General features: G+C 64.8%; 20 protein-coding genes. 7 read left to right on the top strand and 13 right to left on the bottom strand.

Translation table 11 applies throughout. From position 1 onward, the window contains the following. From motA to AC0KVN_RS10515, 13 genes are all read right to left on the bottom strand, one after another. On the bottom strand, positions 1-864 hold the full coding sequence (motA, locus tag AC0KVN_RS10575; RefSeq protein ID WP_010338868.1) for a flagellar motor stator protein MotA: 864 nt from the start codon (positions 862-864) through the stop codon (positions 1-3). 123 nt (positions 865-987) lie between these two features. Beyond that, positions 988-1,833, bottom strand: a complete 846-nt coding sequence (locus tag AC0KVN_RS10570; protein WP_004208215.1) for a flagellin — start codon at positions 1,831-1,833, stop codon at positions 988-990. Between the two features lie 17 nt (positions 1,834-1,850). Next, on the bottom strand, positions 1,851-3,191 hold the full coding sequence (gene flgK / locus AC0KVN_RS10565; protein WP_004208214.1) for a flagellar hook-associated protein FlgK: 1,341 nt from the start codon (positions 3,189-3,191) through the stop codon (positions 1,851-1,853). After that, positions 3,188-3,514 (bottom strand): rod-binding protein, encoded by a 327-nt coding sequence (locus AC0KVN_RS10560; protein WP_069335725.1) that lies wholly within the window; start codon positions 3,512-3,514, stop codon positions 3,188-3,190. The genes flgK and AC0KVN_RS10560 overlap by 4 nt, the downstream gene beginning before the upstream one ends. Beyond that, entirely contained in the window at positions 3,514-4,629 is a 1,116-nt protein-coding gene (locus AC0KVN_RS10555; RefSeq protein ID WP_004208212.1) for a flagellar basal body P-ring protein FlgI, read from the bottom strand. The genes AC0KVN_RS10560 and AC0KVN_RS10555 overlap by 1 nt, the downstream gene beginning before the upstream one ends. Beyond that, complete coding sequence (locus AC0KVN_RS10550) at positions 4,629-5,309, bottom strand: flagellar basal body L-ring protein FlgH (RefSeq protein ID WP_004208211.1); 681 nt, start codon at positions 5,307-5,309, stop codon at positions 4,629-4,631. Before AC0KVN_RS10550 ends, AC0KVN_RS10555 begins: the two co-directional genes overlap by 1 nt. Before the next feature lie 8 nt (positions 5,310-5,317). Continuing rightward, positions 5,318-6,106, bottom strand: coding sequence for a flagellar basal-body rod protein FlgG (gene flgG, locus AC0KVN_RS10545; RefSeq protein WP_010338863.1), 789 nt, complete (start codon positions 6,104-6,106; stop codon positions 5,318-5,320). A 68-nt stretch (positions 6,107-6,174) separates the two neighbouring features. Beyond that, on the bottom strand, positions 6,175-6,918 hold the full coding sequence (locus tag AC0KVN_RS10540) for a flagellar basal body rod protein FlgF (protein ID WP_004208209.1): 744 nt from the start codon (positions 6,916-6,918) through the stop codon (positions 6,175-6,177). Positions 6,919-6,942: 24 nt separating this feature from the next. Then, positions 6,943-7,788, bottom strand: a complete 846-nt coding sequence (locus AC0KVN_RS10535; RefSeq protein WP_435568739.1) for a flagellar hook-basal body complex protein — start codon at positions 7,786-7,788, stop codon at positions 6,943-6,945. A 34-nt stretch (positions 7,789-7,822) separates the two neighbouring features. Continuing rightward, a complete protein-coding gene (locus AC0KVN_RS10530; RefSeq protein ID WP_004208207.1) occupies positions 7,823-8,482 on the bottom strand; it encodes a flagellar hook assembly protein FlgD in 660 nt (219 codons plus the stop codon). Then, positions 8,479-8,889, bottom strand: a complete 411-nt coding sequence (gene flgC, locus AC0KVN_RS10525; RefSeq protein ID WP_004208206.1) for a flagellar basal body rod protein FlgC — start codon at positions 8,887-8,889, stop codon at positions 8,479-8,481. Before flgC ends, AC0KVN_RS10530 begins: the two co-directional genes overlap by 4 nt. 2 nt (positions 8,890-8,891) lie before the next feature. Further along, complete coding sequence (flgB, locus tag AC0KVN_RS10520) at positions 8,892-9,260, bottom strand: flagellar basal body rod protein FlgB (protein WP_004208205.1); 369 nt, start codon at positions 9,258-9,260, stop codon at positions 8,892-8,894. 6 nt (positions 9,261-9,266) lie between these two features. Beyond that, positions 9,267-9,539 carry a hypothetical protein gene (locus AC0KVN_RS10515; protein ID WP_435568740.1) on the bottom strand — a complete coding sequence of 91 codons (273 nt, stop codon included), beginning with the start codon at positions 9,537-9,539 and terminating at the stop codon, positions 9,267-9,269. On the opposite strand from AC0KVN_RS10515, the gene AC0KVN_RS10510 reads away from it, so the two are divergent. The 7 genes from AC0KVN_RS10510 (at position 9,519) to flhA (ending at position 15,063) form a co-directional block, all read left to right on the top strand. Then, positions 9,519-10,187, top strand: coding sequence for a motility protein A (locus AC0KVN_RS10510; RefSeq protein ID WP_435568741.1), 669 nt, complete (start codon positions 9,519-9,521; stop codon positions 10,185-10,187). The two genes, AC0KVN_RS10515 and AC0KVN_RS10510, sit on opposite strands and share 21 nt — an antisense overlap. After that, positions 10,184-10,696 (top strand): OmpA/MotB family protein, encoded by a 513-nt coding sequence (locus tag AC0KVN_RS10505; protein WP_159366960.1) that lies wholly within the window; start codon positions 10,184-10,186, stop codon positions 10,694-10,696. Before AC0KVN_RS10510 ends, AC0KVN_RS10505 begins: the two co-directional genes overlap by 4 nt. 63 nt (positions 10,697-10,759) lie before the next feature. Next, entirely contained in the window at positions 10,760-11,308 is a 549-nt protein-coding gene (locus AC0KVN_RS10500; RefSeq protein ID WP_010338857.1) for a flagella basal body P-ring formation protein FlgA, read from the top strand. A gap of 45 nt (positions 11,309-11,353) precedes the next feature. Beyond that, on the top strand, positions 11,354-11,629 hold the full coding sequence (gene flgM / locus AC0KVN_RS10495) for a flagellar biosynthesis anti-sigma factor FlgM (protein ID WP_004208201.1): 276 nt from the start codon (positions 11,354-11,356) through the stop codon (positions 11,627-11,629). 15 nt (positions 11,630-11,644) lie between these two features. Further along, the gene (locus AC0KVN_RS10490; RefSeq protein WP_004208200.1) at positions 11,645-11,956 is read left to right on the top strand and encodes a hypothetical protein; all 312 of its coding nucleotides are present in this window, start codon (positions 11,645-11,647) and stop codon (positions 11,954-11,956) included. 146 nt (positions 11,957-12,102) lie between these two features. Then, positions 12,103-12,936, top strand: coding sequence for a lytic transglycosylase domain-containing protein (locus tag AC0KVN_RS10485; RefSeq protein ID WP_423301243.1), 834 nt, complete (start codon positions 12,103-12,105; stop codon positions 12,934-12,936). 9 nt (positions 12,937-12,945) lie between these two features. Further along, on the top strand, positions 12,946-15,063 hold the full coding sequence (gene flhA, locus AC0KVN_RS10480; RefSeq protein ID WP_483656100.1) for a flagellar biosynthesis protein FlhA: 2,118 nt from the start codon (positions 12,946-12,948) through the stop codon (positions 15,061-15,063). Positions 15,064-15,071 lie beyond the last annotated feature (8 nt).

Genomic DNA, 15,071 nt, shown 5'->3' with positions numbered 1-15,071 from the left:
TTATTTGTTCCGCATGCCGTCGAACACTTCGGCAAAGCCGGGCTGGTTCGCATGGATCAGGCTGGAACGGGCGGCCTCGATCACCAGCGGCTGCGGATGGCCGTGCAGCGAGGCGATGATGATCTGCTTGACGACATGATAAATGGCGCCGTCCTGCTCGATCACCGCGCGGCAGCGATTGGCGAAGGGATTGACCATGCCATAGGCCAGCAACACGCCCAGGAAGGTGCCGACCAGCGCCGAGCCGATCATCGCACCCAGCACCGAAGGCGGCTGGTCGATCGAGCCCATGGTCTTCACCACGCCCAGCACCGCGGCGACGATACCGAGGGCGGGGAGAGCGTCGGCCAGGCCCTGGAGATTGTCGGCGGGCTTGAGCGCTTCATGATGATGAGTCTTGAGGCTGTTATCCATCACTTCCTCGACCGCATGCGGATCGAGTGTGCCGGACGACACCACGACCAGGCGCAGCGTGTCGCTGATCAGGTGGATCAGCGTCTTGTCCTTCATCAGCTTGGGATATTCGCCGAAGATGGGCGATGTGCCCGGATCCTCGATATGCGGCTCCAGCGCCACCGGGCCTTCGACGCGCAGCGTCTTCATCAGCTTGCTGACCAGGAAGATGCAGTCCAAGAAGTCCTGCTTCTTGTACTGCGGTCCCTTGAACACCTTGCCCAGGCCGCCACCCAGGGCCTTCAGGTCGGAACCCGAATTGCCGATGATCAGCGCGCCGACGGCGGCGCCGCCGATGATGATCATTTCGTGGGGCAGGGCGTGCAGCACCGGTCCGATGTCGCCCCCGGTGAAGATGAACCCACCGAAGACCATGCCCAAAAGCACGACAAGGCCGATGATTGCAAACATGTTGATCCCCGAAAATGCGCCTGGAGGCGGTGGCTCCGTCGGCGCCCCGTGGCGCCAGTCCCTTTCTGGTTAATACGGACTGGTTACCGTCCCCTTTAGGACGGCGACGCTTTTTCGCCGCCTTTAACTGATCAGGTCGAACAGGGTCTGCTGGTTGATCCGTGCAAAGGCGGACTGGGCCGCCTCCAACTGCAGCAGCTGCGCCTTCACGTTCGAAATGACCGTGGTCAGATCGGCCGATTCCAGCGTGTCGCGCCGTTCCGACAGGTTGATGTCGACATCGGTCAGCCGCGTGCCGATCACGTCCAGCCGGTCGGCGCGCACGCCCTGCTTGGCGCGCTCCACCACGACCCGGTTCTGGCCGATCTGGATCGCATCCAGCGAACTGGCGAGGTCGGTGTCATTGCCGCCCTCGACCGCGTCGATCGCCTTGCCCAAGATATCGTCCAGCGACATCGATGTGCCGTTGACGTCGATATTCTCGGAAATTTCTTGCTTGGTGCCGACCACTGCCAGGTTGAGGCCGCGGCTCACCGGTACCAGCACGCTCTGGCCGTCGTCGAACACCGACACGCCCTGATAATCCTTCTGGTTCAGCAATTCGCCGACCGTGGTGCGGATCGTCTTCAATTCCTCGGCGATGGCGGCGGCGCTGGTGTCGTTCAGCGCGCCATTGCGCGCCGACGTCACCAGTTCCTGCGCCCGCGTCATCAGATTGTTGATTTCTTCCAGATTGGCTTCGGCATTGCCGGCGCGGGTCGTGCCATAGCTGACATTGGTCTGCCAGGCCGACTGCTGCGCCTGGGCGCGGCCGATGTCGGACACCTGGACCCAGGCGAGCGCGTCGTCCGACGGCTTGTTCAGGGTGATGCCGGTCGAAATCGAGGTCTGCCCGTCGACGATGCTCTGCGACAATTGCTGTTGCCGACGGATCTCGGCGAGCATGATCTTGTTGGTGATGCCTACCATGTCTCAGCGTCCTTCCGTCACATGATCTGCAGGATCGAATCGACCGTGTCCTTGGCGACCTGCAGGATCTTGGCGCAGCCCGAATAGGCCTGCTGGATCCGCAGCAGGTCTGCCGCCTCCATGTCGAGATCGACCCCGCTCACCGCTTCGCGCGCGGCGACCGCCTGGTCGCTGCGGCTCTGGGCCGTGGTCTTTTCCGCCGTGCTGGCGGTCAGCAGATTGGCGTTGCTGGTGATCAGGGTCGTCCAGCCCTGTTCGACGCTGCCGCTGCCGCGCAGGGTCGATGATACCGTCAGCAGATTGCCGTTCAGCGTGCCGTCGGCCGACTTGGTCGCGAGAGCGTCCGGCTCCACGTCCAGCGCGACCAGCGTCGCGGCGCTGCCACCATAGGACAGCAGCGGCACGCCACTGGCGCCGGTATCGGTATAGCCCTGCGCATGCCACTCATTGACGTCGGTGGCGAACTGCTCGGCCAGCGTGTCGAGGCTGGCACGGCGTTCGGCGGTGGTGTCGGCCGATGCGAACAGCCCGCCCAGCGTGCCGTTGGACGGAGCGGCGAGTGCCGTGCCGTCGGACAGGGCCAGCGACAGGCGCCCATCGGTGGCGGACGCGGTCACCGCGACCGACGCGGCGGTGTCGCCCGATACCAAAGTGGTGCCGTTATAGCTGACCTCGGCACTGTCATGCGCGCCGAAGCTGATCGTCACATTCAGGTTGGAAGACAGCGTCTGCAGCGCGGAATCGCGACTGTCGAGCAACTGGGCATAGGCCGACGTGCCCGGCTGCGCGCGCAGCAGGCTGTTGTTGATCGCGGCCAGCGACGACAATTGCTGGTTGATCGTCTGGGCCGACGCCTGCGCCTCGGTATTGATGCCGGTCGATATGGTTTCCAGGTCGGCGGCGGTCTGCCGGAAGGATTCGGCGACGCGGCCGATGCTGTCCAGCGTGGTGACGCGCAACGACGTGTCGCTGGGGCTCGCCGCCAGCTTGTCCAGATTCTGGTACATCGTCGTCATCAGCTGGCCGACGCCGGTGGCGGTGTCATTGAGCGCGGTTTCGATGTCGGTCTGCCAGCGTACGCGCGCGTTCGCGCTGCCCAGCGCCATGGCGGTGATGCGCACCGACGCATCCAGATAGGGGTCGGTGCCGCGATTGATGCTGGCGACCTGGGTGCCGCCGAAATTCGCCTTGGCGACATAGGTCGCCATGGTCGCGGTCGATGATCCCGATTCCACCGTCGTCACCGACCGGCGGGCATAGCCGTCGGTGCTGGCATTGGCGATATTCTCGGAAATGGCGGCCATCGCCGTGCGATAGGCCTTGGTGCCCGACGCACCGATGATGAACAGGTCGCTCATGCGCCCTCAGCCGTGGTTGCCGTGCCGGTCGCCGCCGGGCTGTCGTCCTTCACGCGAGCACCGAACTGGTGCATCAGCAGTTCGGCGATGCCCATCGCGCCCTTGGTCGACATGGCGTCGGCGGTGCGCGCATCGGCCATGTCCTGGAATTGCTGGGTCGCGCTCGAATCGGTGATGCCCTCGGCCAGGCTGGCCGATCGCATCGCGCCGATCATCTGGCGCAGGAACACGGCTTCGAACTGCTGCGCCGCCTTCTGCAGCGCAGCCTTGGTCTCGAAGGGGTTGGACGTGCCGCTCGCCGCGGTTGCGTTCGATACCTGCATCACAACACCACCAGTTCCGCTTTCATCGCGCCCGCCTGTTTCAGCGCCTCAAGGATCGCGACCATGTCCGCCGGGGATGCCCCGATGGCGTTGACCGCCTTGACTATATCGGCCAGCGACGCCCCACCTTTAAAATTGACCATCGGTTTTTTCTGTTCGTCGATGCTGATGTTCGACGATTGCTCGACGGCGGTTTGGCCCTGGCTGAAGGGCGCGGGCTGAACCACGCGCGGGCTTTCATTGACGCTGACGGTCAATTTGCCATGGGCGACGGCGGCCGGATGGATCTTCACCGCGCCGTTGATGACGACGGTGCCGGTGCGCGCGTTGACGATCACGCGGGCAGGGGCATCGGCGGGCGTGATCTCGATATTCTCGATCATGCCCATCATCAGGATGCGTTCCTCGGCACCCGGCGTTGCGTCGATCGCGACCGACACGGCATCCATGGCACGGGCGCGGCGATCACCGAAGGTCTTGTTGATGCCGTCGGCCACGCGCAACGCGGTGGTCAGGTCGGCTTCGGACAGGTTGAAGGTCAGGGTCGGCGCGGTGTCGAAGCCGGTGGCAACCGCACGCTCGACCGTCGCCCCTTCGGGGATGCGGCCGGCCGACGGGATATTCACCGACACCTGGCTGCCATCGGCGCCGGACACGCCCAGGCCGCCAACAGCCAGATTGCCCTGCGCCATCGCATAGATTTCGTTATCGGCGCCGCGCAGCGGCGTCATGATCAGCGTGCCGCCACGCAGCGACTTGGCCTTGCCCATCGCCGACACGGTGACGTCCAGCCGCTGGCCGGGCTTGGAAAAGGCGGGCAGGTCGGCCGTCACCAGCACGGCCGCGGCATTCTTGAGCGCCGGGTTGACGCCGGCGGGCAGGGTCAGGCCAAAGCGCGAGACCACGCCCTTCATGCCCTGCACCGTATATTCGATGCTGTCGTCGCCGGTGCCAGCCAGGCCCACGACGATGCCATAGCCGGTCAGCTGGTTGGGACGGACGCCCTGGAAGGTGCCCAGATCCTTGACGCGTTCGGCATGGGCCGGCGCGGCGATCAGCGCCAGCAGCGGCAGGAGGAAGCGGAACAGGCGTGTCATGGCGGTCCGGGTCTCCATCAGAAGGGGCTGATCATCGAGAAGAAGCGCTGCAGCCAGCCCTGGCGGCTGGCGCGGGCGATCTCGCCCTTGCCGGTATAGATGATCTTGGCGTCGGCCACGCGGGTCGACAGGATGCGGTTGTCCGGGCCGATATCGGCCTGGCGGACCAGGCCGCTGATCTGGATGAACTCGTCGCCGCGATTGAGCGTCAGTGCCTTCTCGCCCTTCACCAGCATGGTGCCGTTGGGATAGGCGGCCGCGACCGTCACGGTGATCTCGCCGTTCAGCGCGTTCGACTGGGTCGCCGCGCCCTTGCCGGTGAAGGTATTGTTGCCGCCCATCGCGATGTCGCTGGACGAGAAGAGCTTGGACAGCGGACCGGTGGTCGGCGGGTTGAGGCCGATCGAGCCGCTGCGGTTGGTGTCCGCGCTGTTGCTCTTGGTCGCCTGGGTCCGTTCGACCAGCACGATGGTGATGATGTCGCCGACATTGCCGGCACGCGCGCCGCTGGTCAGCGGCGTGTAGCCGGTCGATACCTGAAAGATCGAGCCATTGGCCTGCGGGGCCTGCGGCTGGGCGATGACGGTCGGCGCATAATATTCGCGCTCGACCTCGCGCTTCTTCTTTGCAGCGAAGGCGGGCGACGCGGCCATGGAGACCATGGCGAGAGCGACGAGCGAAGTGGAGAGCGCGCGCATCAGTCAGCTCACATATTCTGGTTGGCGTACTGGAGCATTTCGTCCGTCGCCTTGATCATCTTGGAATTGACCTCATAGGCGCGCTGGGTCTCGATCATGTCGACCAGTTCCTCGACGATGTTGACGTTCGAGGTTTCCAGATTGCCCGAGCGGATGAGGCCGCGACCTTCCAGGCCCGCGGTGCCGACCTGCGGCGTGCCGCTGGCGGCGGTTTCGACCAGCAGGTTGCCGCCGATCGACTGAAGCCCTGCCGGGTTCATGAAGCTCGCCAGTTCGATCTGGCCCAGCTGGGTCGGTTCGCTTTCACCCTGCAGCGTCGCCGACACGGTGCCGTCATTGCCGACGGTGACCGACGTCGCGCCCTGCGGCACGGTGATCTGCGGGATCAGCGGCAGGCCGTCGCTGGTGACGACGGTGCCTTCGGCGGTGACGCTGAAATTGCCGGCGCGGGTATAGGCGGTCGAACCGTCGGCCTGCTGCACCTGGAAATAGCCCGATCCCTCGATCGCCATGTCCAGCGCATTGCCGGTTTCCTGCAACGTGCCCTGCGTGTTGATCTTGCTGGTGCCCTGCAACGAGACGCCCGAACCCAGATTGAGGCCGGTGGCGAACTTGTTCTGGCTGTCGCTGTTGGCGCCGGCGGCGACGATCTGCTGATAGGCCAGCGTCTCGAAGTCAGCCCGGTCCTTCTTGAAGCCGGTCGTGTTGACGTTCGCCAGGTTGTTGGCGATCACGCGCATCTTCGTGTTCTGCGCGTCAAGGCCGGTGCGGGCGACATGAAGGGCGGCGTTGGTCATCGTTCAATCTCCGTGCGGCTCCCCGAGGGGATGCTCATGCGTCGTTCACAGCAAGATGCGTGCCAAAATTAACCATCCAGTTTCATGAGCGATGCGCCGCCGTCATCCATCTGCTTGGCGGTGTCGATCATCTTGATCTGGGTTTCCCAGGCGCGGCTGGCCTCGATCATCTGGACCAGCGCGGCGGTGGCGTTGACGTTCGACCCTTCCAGCGATCCCGATGTGACGGTCGCGATCGGATCTTCGGGCAGGGCGCCGCCATTCACTTCTCGGAACAGCCCGTCTGTGCCCTTGGCGATGCTGGAACCGGCGGCATTGACCAGCTTCAGCTTGTCGACCTGCTGCGGATTGGCCGGATCGCCGCCCTGGGGCACGCCCCAGATGCTGCCATCCTGGGCGATCGATACGCTGTCCATCTGGGGCAGGGTGATCGGGCCGCCCTGGCCCAGCACGGCCAGGCCGTCGCCGGTGGTCAGCAGGCCGCTGTCATTGACCTTCAGGTCGCCACGGCGCGTATAGGCTTCCTGTCCGTCCGGGGCCTGAACGGCGAGCAGTGCGTCGCCGTTCATTGCCACGTCCAGCGGATTGCCGGTTTCGGTGACCGCCCCCTGCGCCATGTCGGCGGCGATCACCTGTTCGGAGGCCTGGGCTCGGGTGTCGAAGGTGTCGCCCTTGATCCAGCGCGTCTCGGCATTGGCGATTTCGGCGCGAAAGCCGACCGTGTTGGCGTTCGCGAGATTGTTCGCGATCGACGCCTGGCGGGCCATCGCACCGCGCATCGCGGTCAGTGCCGTGTTGACGAGCCGGTCCATGGGCTACCCCTTCTACCCCGTGCCTTAGCTACGGATGTTGACGATGGTGGTGGTCAGCGTGTTGGCCGCCTCGATCGCCTTCGAGTTCGCTTGGAAGTTGCGCTGGGCAGCGATCAGCTGGACCAGTTCGTCGGTGATGTCGACGTTGGAACGTTCCAGCGAGCCCGAATTGACGGCGCCGAACATGCCCTGGTTGGGCGTGCCGATGATCGCGTTGCCGCTTTCCACGGTCGAGGTCCAGTGCGCGTCGCCCTGCTGGCGCAGGCCTTCCAGGCTGTTGAACGATGCCATGGCGACCTGGCCCAGATAGACGGTCGAACCGTCGGCATAGATGGCCGACACCAAGCCGTCCTTGCCCACGCCCACGCTGGTCAGCTGCGCGCCATCGGCTTCGCCCTTGTAGGTGGTCGGGATCTGCAGGTCGGTCAGGTCGTTGGGCGTCGTCGAATTGGTCGGCGGCGTCGTGATCTCGCCGGTGTCGGGATCGACCGCGAATACCTGGATGCGCGACCCGGTGGTGTCGACGGCATAGCGGTCATTGTCGACCGAGAAGGCGCCGTTGCGGGTATAGCTGATGGTGCCATCTTCGCCCTTCACGGTGAAGAAGCCTTCGCCCGAGATCGCCAGGTCCAACGTCTTGTCGGTGGTTTCGATCGTGCCCTGGGTGAACTGCTGGGTGATGCCCTGCACGCGCACGCCCTGGCCGGCGACCTGATGGGTGGTCTGCATCGGCGCAGCGGCGAAGATATCGCCGAACTGGGCCTTGCTCTTCTTGAAAGCGGTCGAGTTCACGTTGGCGACGTTGTTCGAGACGGCGGACAGGTCGGCCTGTGCGCCCTTGAGGCCGGAAAGCGAAACATAGAAGGACATGGCGTAGCTCCTTGGGTGAAAAGGATGGGTGAAATTACATCAGGCTGATCGCGTCGGTCGGCGCATAGCTGCCGAGCGCGGTGATCAGTTTGGAGGAGGAACCGTCGGCGGGTGACTGGACGGCGGCGATGGTGGCCCAGGTCGCGACCTGGCTGGTGGTGCCGCCATTGACCTTGACCTGCAGGGCGGAGGAGGAAACGGTTTCGCCCGCATCATCCTTGCCGTCCCAGTAGAAGGCGACCTCGCCGGCGCTCTGCGCGCCCAGGTCGATCGACTTGACGACATTGCCGTCGCCATCGACCAGGTCGACGCTGACGGCATCGCTGGCGCCGCTCAGCGTAATCTGGCCGGCATAATAGCCGCTGGAATCGGGCACCGCGACATTGCTCTGAACCAGCATCGACTTGCCGATCCAACTGGCTGCATCGCCAAGCCGCGTGCCGCTCAGTTCCGAAGCCAGCGATTTCAGCGACTGGTTCATTTCGGCGATGCCAGTCGACTGGGTGATGGTCGCCATCTGCGACACCATTTCGGTATTGTCGACCGGTTCGAACGGATCCTGATACTGCATCTGCGCGGTCAGCAGCGTCAGGAAGCTCGACTGATCCATGGTCGCGCTGCCCGTGCCGACATTGGCATTCGGGTTGTAGACCGAAAGGCCTGCGCTATCGGTGACGGTAGACGTCGTCGTCATTTGCCGATCCTTATGGTTTCGAGCATCAGGGATTTGGCGGTGTTGAGCACCTGCACATTATTCTGGTACATGCGGGCGGTCTCGATCATGTCGACCATCTCCGCATTGCTATCGACCGCAGACTCCCAGACATCGCCATTGGCATCGGCCAGCGGATGATTGGGGTCGTGGCGCTTGGTCGGTTCCGCATTGGTGGTCACGACATTGGCGACCTTGACCGTCGACACGCCGGGGCTGTCGGTAACCGACTGGAAAACCGGCTTGATCGCGCGATAGGCTTCGGCGGCACTGCCGGTGACATTGCCAGCATTGGCCATGTTCGATGCGGTGGCGTTCAGACGCACCAGCTGCGCGCTCATGGCGCGGCCGGCGATGTCGAACACATTCATGGGGCCTGAACCGCTCATGCTCATTCTCCCTTCAGCGCGCGGTTGATGGTGTTGATGCGGCCCTCCAGGAAGGAGAGGGTGGTGCGATATTTCACCGCATTTTCCGCAAACAGGGTCTGTTCGGTGCTCAGTTCGACGGTGTTGCCGTCAAGGCTGGGCTGCAACGGCACGCGATAGCCCATGGCATCGTCCACTGCCTGGCCGACATCGGCCGGCCCGCGGTCGCTCTGGGCGGTCGCTTCCTTGAGCGCCGCATCGAAATCGATGTCGCGCGCCTTGTAGTTGGGGGTCGAAGCGTTCGCGATGTTCGACGCGAGCAGGGACAGGCGCTGCGAGCGAAGCGCCAGCGCCTTTCCGTGGATCCCGAACAAACCGTCTTCCAGCGACATTTCCCGTCAGTCCCTTTTTGCCCTTTCGGGCCTAAAGCTTTCGATCGTCCCGCCGTTCTCCTGCCTGATGGCGTTCGATGCGAGCGATCCAGCCGGATATCCGCAAGGACCGTGCCAATTTGCGTGGGTGACGCAGGGTGGCGCGGCAAACTGCCGGAAATTCGGGCTTTCGCGGCATCGGGCGGCAAGGGCGGCAAAAATTTGCCGGGTGGCGGCAATCTTTTGCCGCCCGGTCAGCATGGCGGAACGGAAGGTGGCATGATCGGGATATTGGCGCATCTGTTCGATCCGCTCACGCTCGCTGCGATGCTGGGTGGCGTCGCGGTCGTGGCACTGGCGCAGAATGGCGTTCAGGCGGTCGGTCGGGCCTGCGTGGCGCTGCGGCCTTTGCTGCGCGCCGATCCGCTGCGCGACCGGGATGCCGCGCGCACGGCCCTGCTTCAGATTGACCAAGTGGCCCAGTTGCGCGGCCTGATGTGCATCGACCGGGTGAAGAGCGACAGCGGCTTCATGGTCGATGCCGCGCGGCGCCTTGCTAATTGCGATCGCGTCGAACAATTCGAAACCTGGGCGTCGCAGGCGCTGGCTGATCGGGCGCAGCGCCACGTCAGCGTGCGCAATGTCTGGCTGTCGGTCGCCGATGCGGCCCCGGCGCTGGGTATGGCCGGCACGATCATCGGGCTGGTCGGCATGTTCGCGGCGATGGATGATCCGTCCGCGCTTGGTCCTTCCATGGCGCTTGCGCTGCTCACAACCCTTTATGGCGTGGTCATCGCCAACCTGCTCGCCGCGCCGATCGCCGCGCGCCTGGCGACCCTGTCCGAACAGGAACTCGCCTGGCAGCAGGAGGCGGTAGCACGCATGCTGGCGATCGCACGGCGCGAAAATGCGCCGCTGCGCCGCGCATCGATCCGCGAAGTCGCATGACCGCGCCCGCAATCCCATCGGCAGCAACGGCGGCCCGGCGCAATCGCTGGGCCGTCAGCTTTGCCGATCTGCTGATGCTGCTGCTCGGCTTCTTCGTGCTGCTCCAGGCGACCGGCAGCCAGCGCCGCGATGCGATGCTGGCGGAGGTCAGTCGCCAATTTGGTGGCCGTCCCGCCCGCACGGCGATCGAACTGCGCGCGGCAGAGCTGTTTGCGCCGGGCGAGGCGATGCTGACGCCGCAGGGGCAGATACGCCTGCGCGCGGCGGTGCGGCCCTATATGCAGGATGACCGCATGATCGAGCTGCGCAGCCAGGGGCAAGACCGGGCGCGACAGCGTTTCGACGATTGGGATCTGGCGGCAGCGCGGCTTGGCGCCGTGGCGCGCGCGCTCAAGGCGCAGGGCATAGGCGGCGATCGCCTGCTCATCCGCGGCCTGGATCAGGCGGACAGCGCCGAGGGGCAGGGGCAAGTGATCCGCATCGCGCCGGGCGAGATCGTGAAGCCCTGATCCTTAACTGGCACGGTAATTGCTTTTAACCATGGCGAAAGTCCGCATTTTCGGAGAAACGCCGTGACCAGACCCGTCCAGTTCCTCGCCATCGCCCTGGCCTGCGCCGCTGCGCAGCCCGCGCTGGCGCAGCAGAAGTTCGAGAATCTGGATCGCATCGACAGCCTGGTCGCGATGACCGTCGGCGCGAACATGGGTGAACCCGGTGGCCCGCTGGCGCCGGTCGATCGTCGCCTCCGCCTCGCCGCCTGCCCGACCACGCCCAGCGTCGAAGGGCCGATCTTCGGCGCCGCCATGGTCAAGTGCGATGCACTGGGCTGGCGCATTCGCGTGCCGCTGGTCGCGGGCGCCGCTGCAGCTGCCTCCGGCCCGGTCGGCCGCTATGCCCCGGCCGCGCGGCCGGTCGCCAAGGAATCGGTCGTCAAACGCGGCGATCCGGTCCAGCTCATGGCCGGCAATGCCAGTTTCAGCGTATCGCGCATGATGATCGCCGATGAAGATGGCGCAATTGGCGAGACGATTCGCGTGCGCGAAGACAAGAAGTCATCGCCTGTACTTGCCCAGATCGTGGACATGGGCGTAGTGCGCATTCCGGGATTTAATAATTTTTGAACTTGTCCGTTATAGCGTTCAAGGGACGAGTGAAGGAATGAACCAATGATCAACTCAGTCGGCCAGAGCATCAGTTCGGCAATCGAGGCTAACCGCTTGCGCGAAGGGGGCAAGACCCGCGCCGCATCGGCAACCGGATCGACCGGCACCACCGCGTCGGCATCGACGTCGGCCAGCCCGGCGGCGCGCATGGCGGCCGAAGGCGCGCCTGTCGACATGGACCGCATTGCCGCCATCAAGGCTGCGATCGCTTCGGGCAATTACCCCGTCAACCCGTCGGTGATCGCCGACCGGATGATGGCGCTCGATCTTCCCGCCTAAACAGGACATTCCTTCATGCCCCTCGGCCTTGCTGCACTGGATGGTCTCTTCGCCGCATTTGACGACCTGCGCGCTGCGCTGGACGGCAATGATGCGGCCGCGATCGAAGCTGCCAGCACCAGGGTCAGCACGGCGGCGGCCGCTGCCCGTGCGATCGGCGCCTGGCGTTCCGAACCCGATGTGGTCGAACGGCTCAACCGGCTTCTGCCGCTGATCGAAGCGGCGCGCGTCCGCACCAATGTGCTGGCGGACTATACCAGCCAGCGACTCGCGATCCTGACCTCCAACGGCGCGCGCAATGCGCCGCTCACCTACGGTCGGCGCTGACGAAAATAAATTTTGCTTTCGGGCTAAAGCGGCGCCAATCGGCGCCGTTTTTCGTTTTACGCAGAATCTTGTTTAACCGCGTTAACCAAATCTTGGCACAAGCATTGCTCTAATAGCCCACGGTACCAAATGGGGATTGTGGGTCAGTGTCGGCACTTGCAGACATTTCAGCAACGGGAGCTTCGGCCGGTAATCGCGTCACCAACGCGATTGCGATGGCGAGCCGTCGTACCGGCGTGGACTTCTCCTACCTGCTTGGTCAGGCCAAGATCGAATCCAGCCTGAACCCCAGCGCGCGTGCCGCCACCTCTTCCGCCACCGGCCTCTATCAGTTCGTCGACCAGAGCTGGCTCGCCGTCGTCGACAAGCATGGCGCCGAATATGGGCTGGGCTGGGCGGCTGACGCGATCAGCAAGGGCAGCAATGGCCGCTATTATGTGTCGGACCCGGATCTGCGCCAGCAGATATTGGACCTGCGCAAGCACCCCGAGACCGCCTCGGTCATGGCGGCGGAACATGCCGCCGACAACAAGGCTTATCTGGAAAGCCGCCTGGGCCGTGAGGCCGAGCCGGTCGATCTCTACCTCGCCCATTTCCTGGGCGTGGGTGGTGCGTCCAAATTCCTGTCGATGAATGATCGCGCGCCTGGCGCAACGGCCGCCTCGATCTTCCCGGCGGCGGCCCGCGCCAATCGCTCGATCTTCTACGACAAGCAGGGCAATGCCCGTAGCTTCGCCGATATTCGCGATCGCTTCGCCAGCAAGCTGCAGAAGGGTGTCGATTCGATCGGCACCGGCAACGTCCAATATGCCGACGCATCTGGCGCAACTGGGCTGCCCAGCGGCGCGAAGACCGTCGCCCCCGCCGATTATGTGCGGATCGAAACACAGCGCCTTGCGACCCAGGCCGACATCACTGTCCGCCCGGAACCGCAGACCGCGCGTCTCGCCTATCTCATGCTCGCCACCCTCGGAAGGTAACGGCCTCTCATGACTCCCACCCAAGTCAAAGCGAAGATCTGGATGAGCGCCGCCAAGGGGGCAGTGTTGCCGTTCGCCACGCTGATGGTCGTGCTGTTCATGATGGTGCCGGTGCCGGCGGTGATGCTGGACATCGGCTTCATCACCAACATCATGATCAGCCTTGCCGTGCTGATGGTGGCGCTGAACGCCGCCAAGCCGCTCGACTTTTCCAGCTTCCCGACGGTGCTGCTGTTCGCGACCCTGCTGCGCCTGGCGCTCAACGTCGCCTCGACCCGCGTCGTGCTGGTGTCGGGGCATGAGGGATCGGACGCGGCCGGCCAGGTGATCGAGGCATTCGGCCACTTCCTGATCGGCGGCGACTATGTCGTCGGCATCTTCGTCTTCGCGATCCTGATGATCATCAACCTGGTGGTCATCACCAAGGGCGCGGGCCGCGTGTCGGAAGTGTCGGCGCGCTTCACCCTGGATGCCCTGCCGGGCAAGCAGATGGCGATCGACGCCGATCTCAACGCTGGTCTGATGACGCCTGAGGAAGCCAAGCTGCGCCGCGCCGAAGTCGCGACCGAGGCGGATTTCTACGGTTCGATGGACGGTGCGTCCAAATTCGTGAAGGGCGACGCGATCGCCGGCATCCTGATCCTGGCGATCAACATCATCGGCGGCATCATCCTGGGCGTGGTCAGCCATGGCCTGGCGATGGGTGATGCGGCCCAGACCTATATCCTGCTCGCCATCGGTGACGCGCTGGTCGCGCAGATTCCGGCGCTGCTGCTGTCGATCGCCGCCGCCTCGATCGTGACCCGCGTCAAGTCCGAACAGGATCTTTCGGCCCAGGTCGCCGGCCAGTTCGGCACCGGCAAGGCGTGGGTGCCTGTCGCCGCGATCCTCGGCTTCCTCGGCATCCTGCCGGGCATGCCGCATCTCATCATCCTGACGGCCGCGTCCATCGCCGGCGGTATCGCCTGGCAGCTGCGCAAGGCCGGCCAGCGCAAGGCCGCCGAACCCGAACCGGTCGCGCCGCCGCCCAACCCGGCCATCATCGAATGGAACGACGTGTCCGATGGCGCGATCCTGGGTCTGGAGATCGGTTATGGCCTGATCGGCCTGGTCGACGAACGCAAGGGCGCGCCGCTGATGGCCCGCATCACCGGCATTCGTCGCCAGCTGTCGAAGGAACTGGGCTTTGTCGTGCCGATGGTCCGCGTGAAGGACAATCTGGCGCTCGAACCCAATCAGTATCGCATCACCATCGCCGGCGTCGTCGTGGGCGAGGATGATATCTGGCCCGACGATCTGCTGGCGCTGGACAGCGGCATGCTGGAAGGCACGGTCGCCGGTCGCCCAGCCAAGGATCCGACCTTCGGCCTCGACGCCGTCTGGATTTCGCCGGCCAAGCGCAGCGAGGCGGTGGTCGCCGGCTACACCGTGGTCGATCCGCCGACGGTGGTCGCCACCCATCTCAACCAGCTGATCGCGATGAACGCGGCCGAGATGTTCGGCCTGGACGAAGCCCGCAAGCTGCTCGACAATCTCAAGGATGTCGCGCCGCAGCTGGTCGATGGCCTGACCCCCGGCACGCTCAGCCTGACACAGATTTCCGCGCTGAGTCGCGCGCTGCTGTCGGAAGGGATCGCGCTCAAGGACTTCCGCCGCATCTGCGAGGCGATGGTCGATGCGGCCCGCCCCGACATGAACCACGAACAGCTTGTCGAAGCGGTGCGCCAGCGCATCGGCGCGCTCATCATTCAGGGCCTCGTCCCGGTGAAGATGCCGCTGCCGGTCATCACCCTCGACGGCGATCTGGAAGCGATGCTGGCGCAGGCGATGCGTGTCGCCGGCGACGCCAAGCATCCGATCGAGCCGAGCCTGGGCAACCGCATCGTAGAATCGGTCGTGCATGCCGCCCGGCCGATGCTGGGCCAGGCACGCAATTTCGCCATCGTCACCTCGCCGGTCGCGCGCCGCGCGCTCGCCCGGCTGTTCAAACCCCATCTGCCCGAGACCCCGGTGCTGTCCTTCCTGGAAATCCCGGACGGCAAGGGTGTCGAGGTTGTCGCCGTCGTCGGTGGCGAGCAGCGTCCCACGCCCCGGCACGATCCGCTGCCGCGTGAACGCGTCGCCTGAGGAGACTG

The organism is Sphingobium sp. SG1, assembly GCF_057063145.1.
The sequence above is the reverse complement of the archived record's forward strand: the minus strand, read 5'-3'. Positions and strand labels throughout refer to the sequence as shown.